17 protein-coding genes are annotated in these 14,911 nt (G+C 41.5%); all 17 read left to right on the top strand.

Annotated features, from left to right (window positions below):
- The first annotated feature begins 28 nt into the window (after nucleotides 1-28).
- Nucleotides 29-658 carry an RNA-binding cell elongation regulator Jag/EloR gene (jag, locus tag BI182_RS06835; protein ID WP_084633543.1) on the top strand — a complete coding sequence of 210 codons (630 nt, stop codon included), beginning with the start codon at nucleotides 29-31 and terminating at the stop codon, nucleotides 656-658.
- Between the two features lie 131 nt (nucleotides 659-789).
- Entirely contained in the window at nucleotides 790-2,169 is a 1,380-nt protein-coding gene (gene mnmE / locus BI182_RS06830) for a tRNA uridine-5-carboxymethylaminomethyl(34) synthesis GTPase MnmE (RefSeq protein ID WP_286806455.1), read from the top strand.
- 10 nt (nucleotides 2,170-2,179) lie between these two features.
- Nucleotides 2,180-4,081, top strand: coding sequence for a tRNA uridine-5-carboxymethylaminomethyl(34) synthesis enzyme MnmG (mnmG, locus tag BI182_RS06825; protein ID WP_286806453.1), 1,902 nt, complete (start codon nucleotides 2,180-2,182; stop codon nucleotides 4,079-4,081).
- Nucleotides 4,074-4,805: a 16S rRNA (guanine(527)-N(7))-methyltransferase RsmG gene (gene rsmG / locus BI182_RS06820; protein ID WP_286806451.1), complete on the top strand. Its 732-nt coding sequence runs from the start codon at nucleotides 4,074-4,076 to the stop codon at nucleotides 4,803-4,805. The genes mnmG and rsmG overlap by 8 nt, the downstream gene beginning before the upstream one ends.
- Before the next feature lie 218 nt (nucleotides 4,806-5,023).
- A complete protein-coding gene (locus BI182_RS06815; protein WP_070370655.1) occupies nucleotides 5,024-5,788 on the top strand; it encodes a ParA family protein in 765 nt (254 codons plus the stop codon).
- A 2-nt stretch (nucleotides 5,789-5,790) separates the two neighbouring features.
- Entirely contained in the window at nucleotides 5,791-6,690 is a 900-nt protein-coding gene (locus tag BI182_RS06810; protein ID WP_286806447.1) for a ParB/RepB/Spo0J family partition protein, read from the top strand.
- Between the two features lie 44 nt (nucleotides 6,691-6,734).
- On the top strand, nucleotides 6,735-7,811 hold the full coding sequence (locus BI182_RS06805; RefSeq protein WP_286806445.1) for a hypothetical protein: 1,077 nt from the start codon (nucleotides 6,735-6,737) through the stop codon (nucleotides 7,809-7,811).
- Nucleotides 7,808-8,461 carry a CvpA family protein gene (locus BI182_RS06800; protein WP_148636995.1) on the top strand — a complete coding sequence of 218 codons (654 nt, stop codon included), beginning with the start codon at nucleotides 7,808-7,810 and terminating at the stop codon, nucleotides 8,459-8,461. Before BI182_RS06805 ends, BI182_RS06800 begins: the two co-directional genes overlap by 4 nt.
- Before the next feature lie 9 nt (nucleotides 8,462-8,470).
- A complete protein-coding gene (locus tag BI182_RS06795; protein WP_070370659.1) occupies nucleotides 8,471-9,367 on the top strand; it encodes a mechanosensitive ion channel family protein in 897 nt (298 codons plus the stop codon).
- The gene (locus tag BI182_RS06790; protein ID WP_070370660.1) at nucleotides 9,357-9,563 is read left to right on the top strand and encodes a DUF951 domain-containing protein; all 207 of its coding nucleotides are present in this window, start codon (nucleotides 9,357-9,359) and stop codon (nucleotides 9,561-9,563) included. Before BI182_RS06795 ends, BI182_RS06790 begins: the two co-directional genes overlap by 11 nt.
- Complete coding sequence (locus BI182_RS06785) at nucleotides 9,560-10,192, top strand: stage II sporulation protein M (RefSeq protein ID WP_070370661.1); 633 nt, start codon at nucleotides 9,560-9,562, stop codon at nucleotides 10,190-10,192. Before BI182_RS06790 ends, BI182_RS06785 begins: the two co-directional genes overlap by 4 nt.
- A 112-nt stretch (nucleotides 10,193-10,304) precedes the next feature.
- Nucleotides 10,305-10,592: a 30S ribosomal protein S6 gene (rpsF, locus tag BI182_RS06780; RefSeq protein WP_070370662.1), complete on the top strand. Its 288-nt coding sequence runs from the start codon at nucleotides 10,305-10,307 to the stop codon at nucleotides 10,590-10,592.
- Nucleotides 10,593-10,603: 11 nt separating this feature from the next.
- Nucleotides 10,604-11,041: a single-stranded DNA-binding protein gene (locus BI182_RS06775; RefSeq protein WP_070370663.1), complete on the top strand. Its 438-nt coding sequence runs from the start codon at nucleotides 10,604-10,606 to the stop codon at nucleotides 11,039-11,041.
- A gap of 17 nt (nucleotides 11,042-11,058) precedes the next feature.
- Nucleotides 11,059-11,286 (top strand): 30S ribosomal protein S18, encoded by a 228-nt coding sequence (gene rpsR, locus BI182_RS06770; RefSeq protein ID WP_070370664.1) that lies wholly within the window; start codon nucleotides 11,059-11,061, stop codon nucleotides 11,284-11,286.
- A 249-nt stretch (nucleotides 11,287-11,535) separates the two neighbouring features.
- Nucleotides 11,536-12,489 (top strand): YybS family protein, encoded by a 954-nt coding sequence (locus tag BI182_RS06765; protein WP_286806441.1) that lies wholly within the window; start codon nucleotides 11,536-11,538, stop codon nucleotides 12,487-12,489.
- Nucleotides 12,486-14,459, top strand: coding sequence for a DHH family phosphoesterase (locus tag BI182_RS06760; protein ID WP_228881765.1), 1,974 nt, complete (start codon nucleotides 12,486-12,488; stop codon nucleotides 14,457-14,459). The genes BI182_RS06765 and BI182_RS06760 overlap by 4 nt, the downstream gene beginning before the upstream one ends.
- Nucleotides 14,456-14,905 (top strand): 50S ribosomal protein L9, encoded by a 450-nt coding sequence (gene rplI / locus BI182_RS06755; RefSeq protein WP_286806439.1) that lies wholly within the window; start codon nucleotides 14,456-14,458, stop codon nucleotides 14,903-14,905. The genes BI182_RS06760 and rplI overlap by 4 nt, the downstream gene beginning before the upstream one ends.
- Nucleotides 14,906-14,911: the final 6 nt, after the last annotated feature.

The following is a 14,911-nucleotide window of genomic DNA, read 5'->3' as shown; positions in this document are numbered from 1 at the left end:
GATGACTAAAAGCTTAAGGAGAGGGAAAATGAATAAGACAGTAACGGGCACTGGTAAAACCGTAGAAGATGCGATTAACCATGGTTTGCAACAGCTTGGTGTGACAAAGGAACAAGTTGAAACAAATGTATTGCAATTACCGGACAGTGGTTTAATGAAAATATTTGGGAAAAAAGAAGCCATTGTTGAGGTCTCACTGATAAACAATCCTGAACAGCGGGCCCTTGATTTTTTAAATGATGTCCTCAATGCCATGAAAATTAATTGTAAAATCAATACCCGTCTTGAGGATAAAGTATTATTCATTGATCTGGAAGGGAAAGACATGGGGGTTTTAATTGGACGCCGTGGTCAAACCCTGGATTCGCTCCAATATTTAGTTAGCTTGGTTATCAATCGGCAACATGAAGAATATGTTCGGGTTATTCTGGACACTGAGAACTATCGGGCGAAGCGGGAAAAAACCCTTGAAGATCTTGGGGAAAAAATGGCCAATAAGGCAGTTTATTATCAAAAGAAAATGCTGCTGGAACCCATGAATCCTTCAGAACGAAGGGTTATTCACGCAAAACTCCAGAATCACGACAAGGTTTTTACCTTTAGTGAGGGAGAGGAACCCTATCGTCGGGTTGTTATTCAATTAAAAGATAAAAACTAAAAAAAGGCACTTTGCAAATTAGCTTAAGCGTTAATTGTAAGGTGCCTTTTTATTTGGATCTTACTTGTAAACATCAGGTTTTTATTATATTATTAGAGATTAGGAAACAATTATTGAAACAGGAGAATAAATTGGAAGCCTTATTACAAAATGAAGATACCATTGCTGCAGTAGCTACCGGTATGGGTGGTGCCGGAATCGGTATTATCCGAATCAGCGGGCCCGATGCCGTTGAACTGGGAAACAAACTGTTTGTCAACCCCCGGGGAAAAACCCTGTTGGCAGCTGGCAGTCATGAATTGGTTTATGGACGGGTTGTTGACCCAGCTACCAAAAAAGACATTGATGAGGTGCTGGTTTCAAAAATGCTGGCGCCCCATTCCTATACCGCTGAAGATGTCGTCGAGATAAATTGCCATGGGGGAATTGTCCCGATGCGCAAAATTTTAAAACTGGTTATTACCAGTGGAGCCCGACTGGCCGAACCGGGAGAATTTACCAAGCGGGCTTTTTTAAATGGGAGAATGGATTTGACTCAGGCTGAAGCGGTTATTGACATCATCAATGCAAAAACCGAAAAAAGTCTGGAATATTCAGTGGCCCAGCTGGAAGGACGACTGTCTCACAAACTGGAAGAACTGGATAATATTTTAGTGGGAATTCTATCACATATGGAAGTCAATATTGATTATCCTGAATACGATATTGAAGAAATATCATATGATTTTGTGAACAGCCAGATTTTAGAGTTGTTAAACAAGATCAAAGAAATTCTGACTGTGGCAGAAACCGGCAAAATTTACCGGGAGGGGATCACAACTGCGATTCTTGGTGAGCCAAATGTGGGAAAATCGTCATTACTAAATACCTTGTTAATGGAAAACAAAGCCATTGTCACCGATATTCCCGGCACCACCCGGGATACCATTGAAGAATATCTTAACATTGAAGGGATTCCCTTTAAGATTATTGATACTGCCGGAATCAGAGAAACAGATAATCTGGTGGAAAAAATCGGCGTTGAAAAATCAAAGGCGCTTTTAAACCAAACCAATCTGGTGATTTTTATGCGGGATATTTCTAAAGAAATGTCTACTGGAGAAAAGGAACTGATTGAATTGCTTAAAAATCGCAAAACCATTTATATTGCCAATAAGACCGATGCGATCAGTGGAATGGATGTTGAAATTCCAGAGCCATGGATACCAATGTCCCTATTGGAAGATCAGGGGATCGAAACCCTGCGACAAAAAATGCTGGAAATGGTTTTTGAAGGAACGGTCAGTCAGGAAGCGGATTACCTGATTACCAATACCCGACACATTCAGTTACTGGAAACAACAAAAACCAGTCTGGAAAATGCTATTAACACCATGGCCAGCCAAATGCCACTGGAACTTGTCAGTATTGACGTGATGGAAGCCCTGGAAGCGCTTCGTGGCATTACCGGCAAAGCCGTTGGGATGGATATCATCGATCAGATTTTTAAAAATTTTTGCATTGGAAAGTAGAGGAAAGAAAATGACATATCCAGGAGGAGACTACGACATTATCGTCATCGGTGCCGGTCATGCCGGTTCTGAAGCAGCTCTGGCCAGTGCCCGAATTGGTTTTAAGACATTATTATTAACCATCAATCTGGATTCGGTGGCAATGATGCCCTGTAATCCATCCATCGGTGGTACCGGAAAAGGACATCTGGTTCGGGAAATTGATGCCCTTGGCGGTGAAATGGGAAAAAACATTGATGCAACGATGATTCAGTGTAAGATGTTAAATACGGCAAAAGGTCCGGCGGTACATTCGTTGCGGGCTCAGGCCGATAAAAAAGCCTATCAATTCAGAATGAAGGAAGTAATTGAGAATCAGGAGAATTTGCTGTTAAAACAGCAGGAGGCGACTGAAATTATTGTCGAAGATGGCAAGATCACCGGGGTAATGGTTAATACCGGGGCAGTTTACAGCTGTAAGGCAGCGATTATCTGTAGCGGCACCTATTTAAAGGGCCGGATTATTATCGGTGATGTTCAATACGATGGCGGGCCCAACGGTTTATTTCCAGCCATGTATTTATCAGAGAGCCTTATAAAAAATGGTATTGAGTTGCAACGTTTTAAAACCGGAACCCCGGCCCGGGTTGATGCCAAAACTCTGGATTATTCAAAAATGATTATTCAGGAGGGCGACGATCAGATTGTTCCTTTTTCATTTGAAACCGACTCAATAAAAATTGATCAGGTGCCCTGTTACCTGACCTATACCAACCCGCAAACCCACCAAATTATTAATGCCAACATTGAACGCTCGCCGCTTTATACCGGCGAAGTCGTAGGAATTGGCCCTCGTTATTGCCCATCGATTGAAACTAAGGTAATGCGTTTTCATGACAAGGAACGACATCAGATTTTTATGGAGCCGGAAGGATTAAATACCAATGAAATATACGTCCAGGGGATGTCCTCCTGTTTACCAGAAGATGTTCAGATTGCTCTATACCGAACGGTGCCGGGAATGGAAAAAGTGGAGTTTATGCGTTCGGCCTATGCCATTGAATATGACTGCATCCATCCGACTCGATTAAAGCCTTCGCTTGAATCCAAGGCAGTAGCTGGTTTATTTTTTGCCGGACAAATCAATGGTACCTCTGGTTATGAAGAGGCCGGAGCCCAGGGATTGATTGCCGGTATTAATGCATCGCTCTATTTACGGGGTGAACAGCCGGTGATCATCGATCGGTCTGAAGGTTATATTGGTGTACTCATTGATGATATCATTACCAAGGGAATTGATGAGCCATACCGAATGATGACTTCCCGGGCTGAATATCGTTTATTGTTACGACAGGATAACGCCGATCTGCGGTTAACTGAGATCGGACACCGGGTCGGGCTAATTGGCGAGAGCCGGTATCAAAAGTTCCTGGAGAAAAAGGAACAGATTAAACAAGAGATAACTCGGCTCAATCAGATTATTGTTAAACCCAATCAGGAAAACAATGCAGTTCTTAGATCACTTGGCAGTTCGGAGATTTTGCATGGTTTATCAATCGGTGAACTGATTCGTCGGCCGGAAGTTAAGTATCAACAAACGGCTGTTTTTGATCCGGAACGACCGGTGTTGCATTGGAGTGTGGTCGAGCAGGTGGAAGTTCAGATTAAGTACGAGGGTTACATTAAAAAGCAACTGCAACAGGTTGAGCAGTTTAAAAAGCTTGAACACAAACTGATTCCGACCGATCTTGATTACCCCCAAATTGGCGGACTGCGAATTGAAGCAGCTGAAAAACTGCAAGAAATCAAACCATTGTCAATTGGTCAGGCATCCCGAATTTCTGGCGTTTCGCCAGCAGACATTTCGGTATTGTTAATTGCCTTGGAGCAACGCCGACGAAGTGGAGATCAGAAGGGAACGGATAATGAATAAACGTATTGAAGAATTAATACATCGGGGTAAAACTGCCGAAATAATAATTAATGAAATTCAGGCAGAAAAGCTGATTGCTTATATGGATCAGCTCCTGGAACGAAATAAGCAGATCAATCTAACTCGGATTATTGATGAAGATGAATTTATCAGGCTTCATCTACTTGATTCTTTGACATTACTTAAACTAATAAAAAACCCCCGGATAAGTATTTTAGATGTCGGAACCGGGGGCGGTTTTCCGGGCATTCCGCTGGCGATCATGCTGGAAGAGGCCAAGATTACGCTAATGGATTCAACAAAAAAGAAGCTCAATGTCGTCCAGTCCATCGCTTCTGAGTTAGAGATCAACAATATAAATACCCTTCATGGCAGAGCTGAAGAATTAGGACAAGATCATAGATACCGGGAGAAATATGAAGTGGTCGCCTCTCGGGCGGTGGCAAATTTGACGCTGCTATCCGAGTATTGTTTGCCGCTGACAAAGGTTGGGGGACAGTTTCTATCGATGAAAGGAAGAGACTATCAGGAGGAGTTAAATGCTGCCCAAATACCGATTGATGTTTTAGGTGGAAAAATTACAACAATTAAAAAGGGTTTGTTACTGCAAAGTGAGTTTGTTCATGTTATAATAAATATAAAAAAAGTCAAACCTACCCCAGCTAATTTTCCGAGGATTCATGGTAAGATTAAAAAAGAAGCGTTTCCAATCCAGTATAAATAGTACAAGCATAAATAAAGGGTTATATGATAGTATTTGACCTGGTTTTTGACAGATGTTTCACGTGAAACATCTGTCAAAAACAGTGTATCGCAGCTTGCGTTGACAATCACATGTTTCACGTGAAACATTGCTGGCAGTCAGAAATTTCAGGATAACAAACCAATGATCAGTAAACAAAGTTGTGAAAGTGATTGAGTGATTTAATTAAGGAGCAAAGTATGGCAAAAATCGTGGCAGTATTTAATCAAAAAGGTGGTGTTGGTAAAACGACCACAAATATCAACTTAACCACTGCCCTTAGTTTAGAAGGATATCGAGTATTGGTTATTGATATTGATCCGCAGGGAAATACCAGTAGTGGGTTTGGAATTGAAAAGAATAATCTGGAAAAAAGCGTCTATAATGGAATTATCCATGGTGATAATTTTAAAGAAATTATTCTGACAACTTCTTACGAAAATCTTCATATTCTGCCATCTCACCCCGATTTAGCTGGAGCAGAAATTGAATTGACAAATATGCCACAACGAGAATTGCGCCTTAAAAATAGTATTGAAAATATCAAATCATTTTACGACTATATCTTCATCGACTGCCCACCTTCACTTGGCTTGTTAACAATTAATGCCCTGGCAGTGACAAACACGGTGTTAATTCCCATCCAATGTGAGTTTTATGCATTGGAAGGCGTGAGTCAGCTGATGAATACGATCAGTCTGGTAAAACAGGGATTAAATCCCCATTTAGAAATAGAAGGTGTCCTGATGACCATGTTTGACAGCCGCACCAACTTATCAAATCAGGTTGTCGATGAAGTGGTTGATTATTTCAAAGAAAAGGTTTATGACACCATGATCCCCCGCAATGTCCGCTTGGCCGAAGCCCCCAGCTATGGGCAGACTATCTTTGAATACGCCAACGGATCAAAGGGATCAAAAGCATATCTGGCCCTCGCAAAAGAGTTTGTACAAAGACAGGAGTAGTTATGGGAAAAAGCACAGGTTTAGGTAAAGGTCTTAGAGCGTTATTTCCCGATGATGCAGTGGTTGTTCCTTCGCAAAAAGATGAAGTGCTGGAAGTTGACGTTGAAAAGTTGGTTTTCTATGTCAGAACAAATAATGTTCGGCCCAATCCAAAACAACCGCGAAAAAGTTTTGACCGAATTAAGCTAGAAGAATTAGGGGCATCAATTAAAGAACATGGCATTCTCCAACCGTTGGTGGTTAAACCGGAAACGAAGGGTTATACCATTATTGCTGGAGAGAGACGTTGGCGAGCCGCCAATATGATTGGCCTTAAAGAGGTGCCAGTAATTGTAAAAGATCTGCCACCAGAAGAAGTTCTGGAAATCGCCATCATTGAAAATGTTCAACGGGAAAATCTCAATAGCATTGAAGAAGCGCTGGCCTATGAAGCGTTAATGGAGAACTTTAATCTGACCCAGGGGGAAATTGGTATTCGGATTGGAAAAAGTCGTACCGCCATTGCCAACACCCTCAGGTTATTAAAACTGCCTCAAAGCATTCAAGAACAATTGGCTCAAGAAAAAATCACATCGGGGCATGCCCGAGCGATTCTGATTCTGGAAGATCCCGCAAAAATGGAAGCTTTTGCAAGCGAGATCATTGAAAAAGGAATGAGTGTCAGAGAAGCAGAGAATCGCATAAAAAAAATGCAGAGTGAAGGTCTGGTAAAGCCACTTCAGCAAAAAAAAGACAATAGTAGTGGATATATAGCAGAAATTCAGGAAGCTTTGGAAAGAAAATTCGAAACCAAAGTCCATTTAAGTAATCGAGGAAAAAAAGGAAAAATAGAGTTTGTCTATTCATCGCTGGAAGAATTGGATCGTCTACTCGAGCGATTGGGATATGAAAAAGAAAACTAGAATCAGTCGAACTGTGACAATTCAATTATGAAATGGAGAAAATAATGAATCAAATCAAAAGAAAGAGACGACTGTCAGCGTTAGAAGCAGCAGTATTGGGCAATATCCTTTATATTGTGATTGTACTGATCTTCAAAAATATATTTGATCTGACCCGAACAAGTAATTTTGACTATCTGTTTAATGGCATCCAATTAATAACAATTGGTGCGTTCTGGATCATCCTGTTTACCGTTTGCTTTAAAAACATCAGTGGCAATGAAAAACCAAAGACACTGCGGTATGTTGTCTATAGTCTGATTCCCATAATCGTCCTAACCGGGACATTGACAGTGGTATCCACCATGTTTCCGGGACAGGATACAAACAGTATCTGGAATCAGTTTGCTTTTATTGCAGCACCCACTATATTTTGGTACTTGCCCTTTGGGTTAATTTATCAATTAGTTGGTGGTGAGCTGTCTGTTTTTCTGTTATTTGGAATAGCGCTAGTAATGACCATTGTCTTTCAGGTGATTGGGATTGTACTCGGCCGAATTGTGGGCCGAAAGTATTGGGAAGAAACCAAAGCCGAAGATCAGCGGGATCTGGAGTATGATCTCGAAGCGAAAAAAGAAAAGAAAAAAAACCGTCGAAAATCACGAGGACCGAAACGGGAGAGTATCGGCCTGGAAGGGCTTTCCAACGAACAAATCAATGAAGGTTTTACGCCCAGAGAGACAGAAATCATGACAGAAGTCATCATTGACGATACCTATGTAGCTCCCGAGCGCGGGAATGTAAAAAAAACCCGCTTTAAGAAATCAGAAACAGGATTGTTTGAAACCAATGAGCCCATTATCGAAGAAAAGCCATTTGGTTCAGAAAAAGTTTCGCTTTCCTACGAAAGCGAAATAAAACCAGCGGCAATGCCGGACATCGCAACCGACACAGAGTTCAGTAACGAACCCTCACAAACGGCAGGGGAATGGAATCTTTCCCAACCCATCGAGCTGGAGAATCTCAATAAAGGGTTGAATCAACATGAAGAATCGGATGATAAATCCTTCTTGATGGAAACCAGTGCTGTGCGGATCATCAACGAAGAGGACATTGAAGCATACTACAGGAATAAAAAATGAGTTTTCAAACACTGACATCACTTGATTTAATAGGTATCCTGATTTGCGTGCTATCAGGAATTATAGGATTCAAACGAGGTGCAATAAATACCCTGATCAGTTTCGGGGGATTTATTGCATCTTTTGTAATCGCCTGGTTTTTTTCACCATTGCTGGCGGATTGGTTGATTCAGTCGGGCATGCTCAACAATCTTTTTACTACAATTAACATTGATGCGATTTCCCAGTCGCTGATGGATCTGGGTGCCCAGCAAAGTGGTTTAACCAATGCTCTTTTAGGTGAAGCCGCTATGAGTAGCGGACAATCCATATTGGATCAGGGCATTACCGTAATAACAGAAGTGATCAAACATGGTATTGCCAACAGTATCAGTTTTGGAATTCTCGTTATGGGGGTATCGGTGTTGTGTTGGTTGCTGCAGGCCATCTTTCTGGGAATCTCAAAACTTCCTGTTATTGGAATCCTTAATCGGCTGGCGGGGGCGATAATCGGAGTGGTTTTAGGGGCAGCCATCATTGCAGTGATGCTTTGGGTATTTTCTGTGATTAATCTTGCAACGGGAGGTGTATCCAAACTGCCCACCGTTGAAGCGAGCAGTTTGTTAACCACTTGGATACCAATTGGGCTTAACGTTATCGGAATTCAATAGGAGTTAATTATGGAATATTTAACAACAAGTTTTTCTTCGTATCTCAATCAATTTGATTTTTCACATTTACTGCAAAAATGCCTGGTTTCGGGGATCGTTCTAATTGCGGTTGTGATCAGTATAAAAATCACTTTTGGTATTGTCGACCGGATTTTTGATGGTGAAAAAGCAGGGCTTGAACCCCGGGATGCCCGCCGCATTGTTACTCTGAATCATGTGACAAAAACCGCTGCCAGAGCAAGCATCTGGACCCTGGCGGGGTTGATTATTCTGGGCCAATTCATTAATGTGGGTTCATTGTTGGCAGTAGCCGGAGTTGGAACCCTGGCCATTGGTTTTGGGGCGCAGGGGATTGTGGAAGATGTGATGAGTGGCTTTGTAATTGTTTTTGAAAATCAATTTAGTGTTGGTGATTATGTGATCATTGATGAGACGCACTATGGGATCGTTGAGACGATTGGGATGCGCACAACCAGCGTCCGGGAATTTAATGGGGGGCTCTTTATCATTCATAATGGGAAAATCGATCGCCTCGTCAATTATTCTAAGGGTCATATGAAAGCAATTGTTGAAGTCAGCATTGCTTATGAAGAAAACATCGACAAGGTCATGACAATCCTCGAAGAAATCTGCACAGATCTATATGAAAACCATGAAGAGTTATTTAAAATTCGGCCTGAAGTTCAGGGAATCACCCGACTTGATCCATCTGCAGTTGTTATCCGGGTTGTATGTGAAGAAGATGCGGCATCAAAATTTGCGGCAGAAAATTTACTGCGGCAACGAATCAAAACGGTATTTGACGAAAAAGGAATTGAAATTCCCTACAATAAAACCGTGATATATAATCAAAATTCGGTCAAAATGATGGACAAAAAAGAAGCAGAGGTGAAATATGGAAACTAAGGTTTATTCATTAGGGGATCGGGTAGAAATGAAAAAAAAGCATCCCTGCGGAAGCTTTCAATGGGAAATTATCCGGGTCGGGGCCGATATTAAAATAAAATGTCTGGGTTGCGGCCATATTGTTATGCTTCAGCGGTCAAAATTCAATAAACAGATTAAGAAAATTCTGAGCGGTGAGAGCAAGGGAGAAGTATGAAAGAATTTTTTATGACCCAATGGAATGGAGCAGAAACCTACTTTGAAAAACATTTAAAACCAACCTTCTTTTTTTGTCTGACGTTTTTTGTGGTTATGAGTATTTTAAACACCCTGCTTTTTCTGAGTGACCCGGGCTTGAGTCAGAGTTATTTTAATGAGTTGCAGGCGTTGTTTAATCAGAAAGAATTTTTAGATGGTACCGGGGTTGATCTCTGGCTGGGTATTTTTTTAAATAATGTGATTGCCAGTGGAATCAGCAGTCTTTTAGGGGTTGTTCCATTTTTATTTTTGCCAATGTTTTCGCTGGCTTCCAATGCGATTATTATTGGTTTGATCGGTGCAGTGTATCAAACCAATGGCATTGGTTGGTTTGCTTTTCTGGTGGGGGTTTTGCCCCATGGTATGATTGAGATTCCGGCTCTGGTTTTAGGGGTAACGCTGGGTGTGCATCTCTGTTTACAATTATCAAAAACAATTTTACGAAGAAGCCTAAAGGGTGAGCTAAAACAGGCGGCGATAGGATGTTTGCGAATTTATTTATTGTGGCTGATTCCACTTTTCTTTCTAGCTGCTTTTATAGAAACATTTATGACACCAATTATATTTGGTGCAGTTGTGCCTGCCTGAAATAAAAAATAAAAGAAAATCCTTGCATGAATTGTAAGATGTGATATAATTAAAAGCTGTAATCCTTGCTCGCTGGAAAAGTGAGCCATAGTCCATGAGGAGGTGAAATGGAATGAGAAAGTATGAAACACTATTTGTTTTAAAACCGGATCTTGAGAAAGAAGCGATTGAAGAACTTGTCGGCAAAGTGAAGGCTGTTATTGAAGCAGCTGGAGAAATTGAAAAAGTCGACGAATGGGGCAAACGAAAGTTAGCCTACGAAATCGATAAAAAGTATCAAGAAGGATTCTATGTTTTAATCGACTTTAAAGCTGATAACTCAGTTCTTGATGCATTAGATCATTTATACAAAATTAACGAACAGTTTATTCGAAGCATCGTTATTAAAAAAGAGAAATAGGGGGCAATTCTGTGAATAAAGTAATTCTCGTAGGAAGACTAACCCGTGATCCTGAGGTGAAAAACACTACAACAGGCAGAGCAGTCGCTTCATTTACCTTAGCGGTGGATCGTCGTTTTAAAAACAAAGATGGTCAAAAAGAAGCAGACTTTGTGCCAGTCGTCGTGTGGGGAAAACAGGCAGAAATTGCTGGACAATATTTGTCAAAGGGTAGCCAAATTGGTGTATCAGGACGACTACAGGTAAGAAGTTACGACGCACAGGATGGTCAACGACGTTATGTGACGGAAGTTGTTGCCGATGAGATTAGTTTTCTCTCATCCGGCCGGAGAGATTCGAACGCCGGATTCCAGCAAACTTCAGCGCCACAATCCAATAATAATATGTCAGTAATGGGATTGGATGAAGATTTTCATCTGATGGCCGATGATGACGATATACCTTTTTAAGATAGGAGGAAAATACAATGCCAAAACCATTTAAAAAGCGAAGAAAAGTTTGTGAGTTTTGCGAACGAAAAGTAGAAAATGTTGACTATAAAGATGTAGTTACGTTAAAAAAATTCGTTTCTGAACGTGGAAAAATTCTACCAAGACGAGCAACCGGCACCTGTGCTAAACATCAGAGAAAGGTAACTGAAGCCATTAAACGTGCGCGAAATGTTGCCCTATTACCATATAGCTCAAACAATTAAAAACGCAAAGCTGTTTGTTTCAGGAAGGATCTGGAGCGAACAGCTTTTTCTTTTTCACAAATGAGCTGCGTAAACGGCTTGGGCGAATCCTTCCGCCCGGAAGGTTAAGAAGAATTGCCGGTGAAATTAAAAATCAGAGCAAACAAAAATAATAGGTATTTTCCGTTAATATGATATAATGGTTCAGTAACTTTTTATAGAGTAATAAAAGGTATGTGGTAATACGTAAGTTACCAATTTGGAGGATCAATGAAAACACGTGGAATAACAGAAGGTGCCATGTTTTGTGCCCTGGGAGTCATTCTTACCTTAGTTAGCTATTATTTACCTTTTTTTGTGCTATTGGTATTTTTTATACCGGTACCAATGGTGGTATTGGGAAAACGCCAGGGCCTGAAGGTGAGTATTCTTTCCAGCATTGCGGCCACGATTCTGATTGGTCTTTTTTTGGGACCGCTCAATGCGATTTCTTTTGGGGCGCTGATGCTCTTTGTGGGCTGCAGTCTGGGATTTGCCTATAATCGGGATTATTCACCGGTTTTTAAAGTTGCCATCGGAATTGTTGGTTTTGCGATTTTGCTGATTGCGGTGGTGGCCAGTTATGAATGGGTGATGGGGATTGGTTTTACCAGCCTGTTGTTACAGACCCTGGAACAGAGTACCAGTGAGGTGATGACGTTTTATCAAACTGCCAATATTATGGATGCCGAACAGTTGGCAATGGCCAAAACGGCCATGGATAAAAACATAGAAATGATGAAGCTGGCATTACCGAGTGCTTTTCTGTTACTGCCAGTTGTATTTGGGATGGTCAATGTGATCGTTTCGGATATGATTTTAAAACGCATCGGCTATCCGGTTAAAACCTTCAAACCGCTGAGCCAATGGGAAATGCCAACAAGCCTTAAATATTTTTTGATGGTACTGATCCTCGGTGATTTTATCATCAGTATGTTTCAGGTTACCACGATCCCGCAGATTTATATTGTCACGGTGATGAATTTTGTCAATATTATTTTCCTCATTATGGGACTGTCATTGATTTTAAACTATCTGGAATACAAGAAATTGACGAACAAGGGGTTAAACGTGCTGGTAGTCATTTTAAGCTTATTGTTTAGCTCACTGGTAACCATTTTAGGGATCGCTGATACTTACATCGGAATTCGTCGGATTTTTCGAAGGGAGTCCCAGATCAAATGAAAGAGTCAAAAAAAGATATTGTCCGATTTGCGTTAGCGGCACAGTTGATTGTCTCTCTGGTACTTGGTTTTTATAATATCTTCCTGGGAATTGGTGGCGTTGTTATCTTTGTGATCCTGATCATGTATTACACTAAAAACACCACCATTGATGAAATCAAAATCGATAAAGCCATTGATGAAATTTACAGTGATCTCGATAAGATTAATCAGGAACGGATGTATGAAATGCCGATTGCCATGGCGATTGTTGATAATGAAGGTATCATTTATTGGTATAACCAGGCATTTGGAAAGGCGTTTAAAAAAGAAAAAGAAGGTTTATTCAAAAAAAATATTATTACCGAGTTGGATTTTAATCTGACCGCCGCCATCAAGGCTGATGAATTCACCTTCCATTATGAAGAACGGGACTATGGCGTGGTTACCAATGCGTTCTCTGACAAGATCCATAGTTTTGAACTGCTGCATTTTTTTGATATCACCGAACAAAGTAAGCAACGGCAGCTGTACCGGAAAAATTCACCGCTGTTTTGCTACATCGTCATCGACAATTATGATGATATCATTGAGCAGATTCCCAGTCATAAGCGTTCGGCGATTCTTGGAAAGGTCGATCTGAAGCTTAACGAATGGGCGAAACAGCTGGGCAGTGTTATCATTGAGTATGAAAGTGACCGTTATCTGATGATTTTTGAGCGGGGAAAAATCTGTGCCCTGCAAAAAGAGAATTTTAAAATCCTTGATGAAATTCGGGAAATCGAAAATGATGAAAAAGTGCCGATTACCCTCAGTATTGGTATTGGTATCTCTGAAAGTATTCTGGGGATTATCGAATCCCAGGAATTGTCCCATTCAGCCCTGGATATTGCCCTGGCTCGGGGCGGTGATCAGGCCGTGGTCCGCCAGGATGAAAAAATGTCCTTTTACGGGGGCAAAAGCGAAGCTACCGAAAAAAGAACCAAGGTTAAAGCCCGGGTTAAGGCTTACGGTCTGAAAGAGCTGATCAAAGAGTCGGATCATGTTCTGATGATGGGTCATCAGAATCCGGATATGGACTGCCTGGGTTCGGCGGTCGGGTTGCTGGGAGCCTGTAAATCCCTTGGTAAAGAAGGAAAAATTGTGATCCGGGAGATTAATTATTCGATCAAATCGCTGTTTGATTATCTGTTGGAGAATGAAGCCTATCAGGATGCCTTTATTACCCCCAAAGAAGCCGAAAGCTATGCCACTAAAAACACCCTATTAATTATTTTAGACACCCAAACCGTCAATTATCTGGAGATGCCCTCCCTGGTGGATCAGATCCCAAAAATAGTGGTGATCGATCATCATCGGCGTTCTGGAAAAGCCATCAAGGAAACGCTGCTGACCTATACGGAAGCCTATGCTTCGTCCACCTGCGAACTGGTGACTGAGCTGCTGCAGTATTTTGATGAGAAGAGTCAGCTCAATGTCATTGAAGCCAACGCACTAATGGCGGGGATGTGTATGGACACCAAGATGTTTACCTTAAAAACGGGGGTGCGAACCTTTGAAGCGGCCTCTTACTTAAGGCGAAAGGGAGCCGATACGCTAATCAGTAAAATTTTGCTGCAGGATGATCTCAATACCTATACGGCCAAATCGGATGCTGTCAAAAATGCTAAAATTTATTTTGATAACATTGCGATCTCAACTTTTGAGAACAATACCGATTATGGCAAGGTGATTGCTGCCCAGGCAGCGGATGAACTGTTAAATATCAAGGGGATTGTGGCTTCCTTTATCATTCTTAAAAATGAAGAGGGGCTGGCCATCAGTGCTCGCTCCATGGGCGAGGTCAATGTTCAGGTAATCTTAGAGAAATTGGGTGGTGGCGGCCATTTGGCCATTGCCGGAGCACAGTTCCCCGGTGAAAAAAACATTGAAACCGGCGTCGAGCTATTGCTCACTGCCATAAAAAAATACAAGAAGGAGAATGGATCATGAAAGTAGTCTTATTGGAAAATGTAAAAAATGTTGGAAATAAAGGTGATATTGTTGATGTAAAGGATGGTTATGGCCGGAACTTTTTGATTAAAACCGGTAAGGGCGTCATTGGTAATAAAGAAAATATTGCCATGGCGGAAACGACCAAAGCTGAAGAAGCGCAAAAAGTCGCAGCCGAACGACAGGCTGCTGTCGAACTGGCAAAAACAATCGATGAAACGGAAATTACCATTACCGAACGGGCTGGCGAAGACGGCAAACTGTTTGGGTCGGTTACCAGCAAAGACATTGCTGAAGCTCTGGAAAATCAAAAAGGCATCAAGGTTGATAAGCGCAAAGTTGAACTGGAAATGCCGTTGCGTAATGTGGGTCGGGCCGAAGTCAAAGTTAAAACCTATCAGGGTGTGATTGGAAAACTGACCGTGCTCATCAAAGGCGAAGCCTAGGAGACT

The organism is Acetobacterium sp. MES1 (genome assembly GCF_002237635.1).
GTDB classification, from domain to species: Bacteria; Bacillota; Clostridia; order Eubacteriales; family Eubacteriaceae; genus Acetobacterium; species Acetobacterium wieringae.
Note: the sequence above shows the minus strand (reverse complement) of the source record. Positions and strands in the feature narration are given on the sequence as shown.

Coding starts and splice junctions, on each gene's coding strand:
- jag (WP_084633543.1), top strand. CDS start 29: ATGAATAAGACAGTAACGGGCACTGGTAAAACCGTAGAAGATGCGATT.
- mnmG (WP_286806453.1), top strand. CDS start 2,180: ATGACATATCCAGGAGGAGACTACGACATTATCGTCATCGGTGCCGGT.
- rsmG (WP_286806451.1), top strand. CDS start 4,074: ATGAATAAACGTATTGAAGAATTAATACATCGGGGTAAAACTGCCGAA.
- BI182_RS06815 (WP_070370655.1), top strand. CDS start 5,024: ATGGCAAAAATCGTGGCAGTATTTAATCAAAAAGGTGGTGTTGGTAAA.
- BI182_RS06810 (WP_286806447.1), top strand. CDS start 5,791: ATGGGAAAAAGCACAGGTTTAGGTAAAGGTCTTAGAGCGTTATTTCCC.
- BI182_RS06805 (WP_286806445.1), top strand. CDS start 6,735: ATGAATCAAATCAAAAGAAAGAGACGACTGTCAGCGTTAGAAGCAGCA.
- BI182_RS06800 (WP_148636995.1), top strand. CDS start 7,808: ATGAGTTTTCAAACACTGACATCACTTGATTTAATAGGTATCCTGATT.
- BI182_RS06795 (WP_070370659.1), top strand. CDS start 8,471: ATGGAATATTTAACAACAAGTTTTTCTTCGTATCTCAATCAATTTGAT.
- BI182_RS06790 (WP_070370660.1), top strand. CDS start 9,357: ATGGAAACTAAGGTTTATTCATTAGGGGATCGGGTAGAAATGAAAAAA.
- BI182_RS06785 (WP_070370661.1), top strand. CDS start 9,560: ATGAAAGAATTTTTTATGACCCAATGGAATGGAGCAGAAACCTACTTT.
- rpsF (WP_070370662.1), top strand. CDS start 10,305: ATGAGAAAGTATGAAACACTATTTGTTTTAAAACCGGATCTTGAGAAA.
- rpsR (WP_070370664.1), top strand. CDS start 11,059: ATGCCAAAACCATTTAAAAAGCGAAGAAAAGTTTGTGAGTTTTGCGAA.
- BI182_RS06765 (WP_286806441.1), top strand. CDS start 11,536: ATGAAAACACGTGGAATAACAGAAGGTGCCATGTTTTGTGCCCTGGGA.
- BI182_RS06760 (WP_228881765.1), top strand. CDS start 12,486: ATGAAAGAGTCAAAAAAAGATATTGTCCGATTTGCGTTAGCGGCACAG.
- rplI (WP_286806439.1), top strand. CDS start 14,456: ATGAAAGTAGTCTTATTGGAAAATGTAAAAAATGTTGGAAATAAAGGT.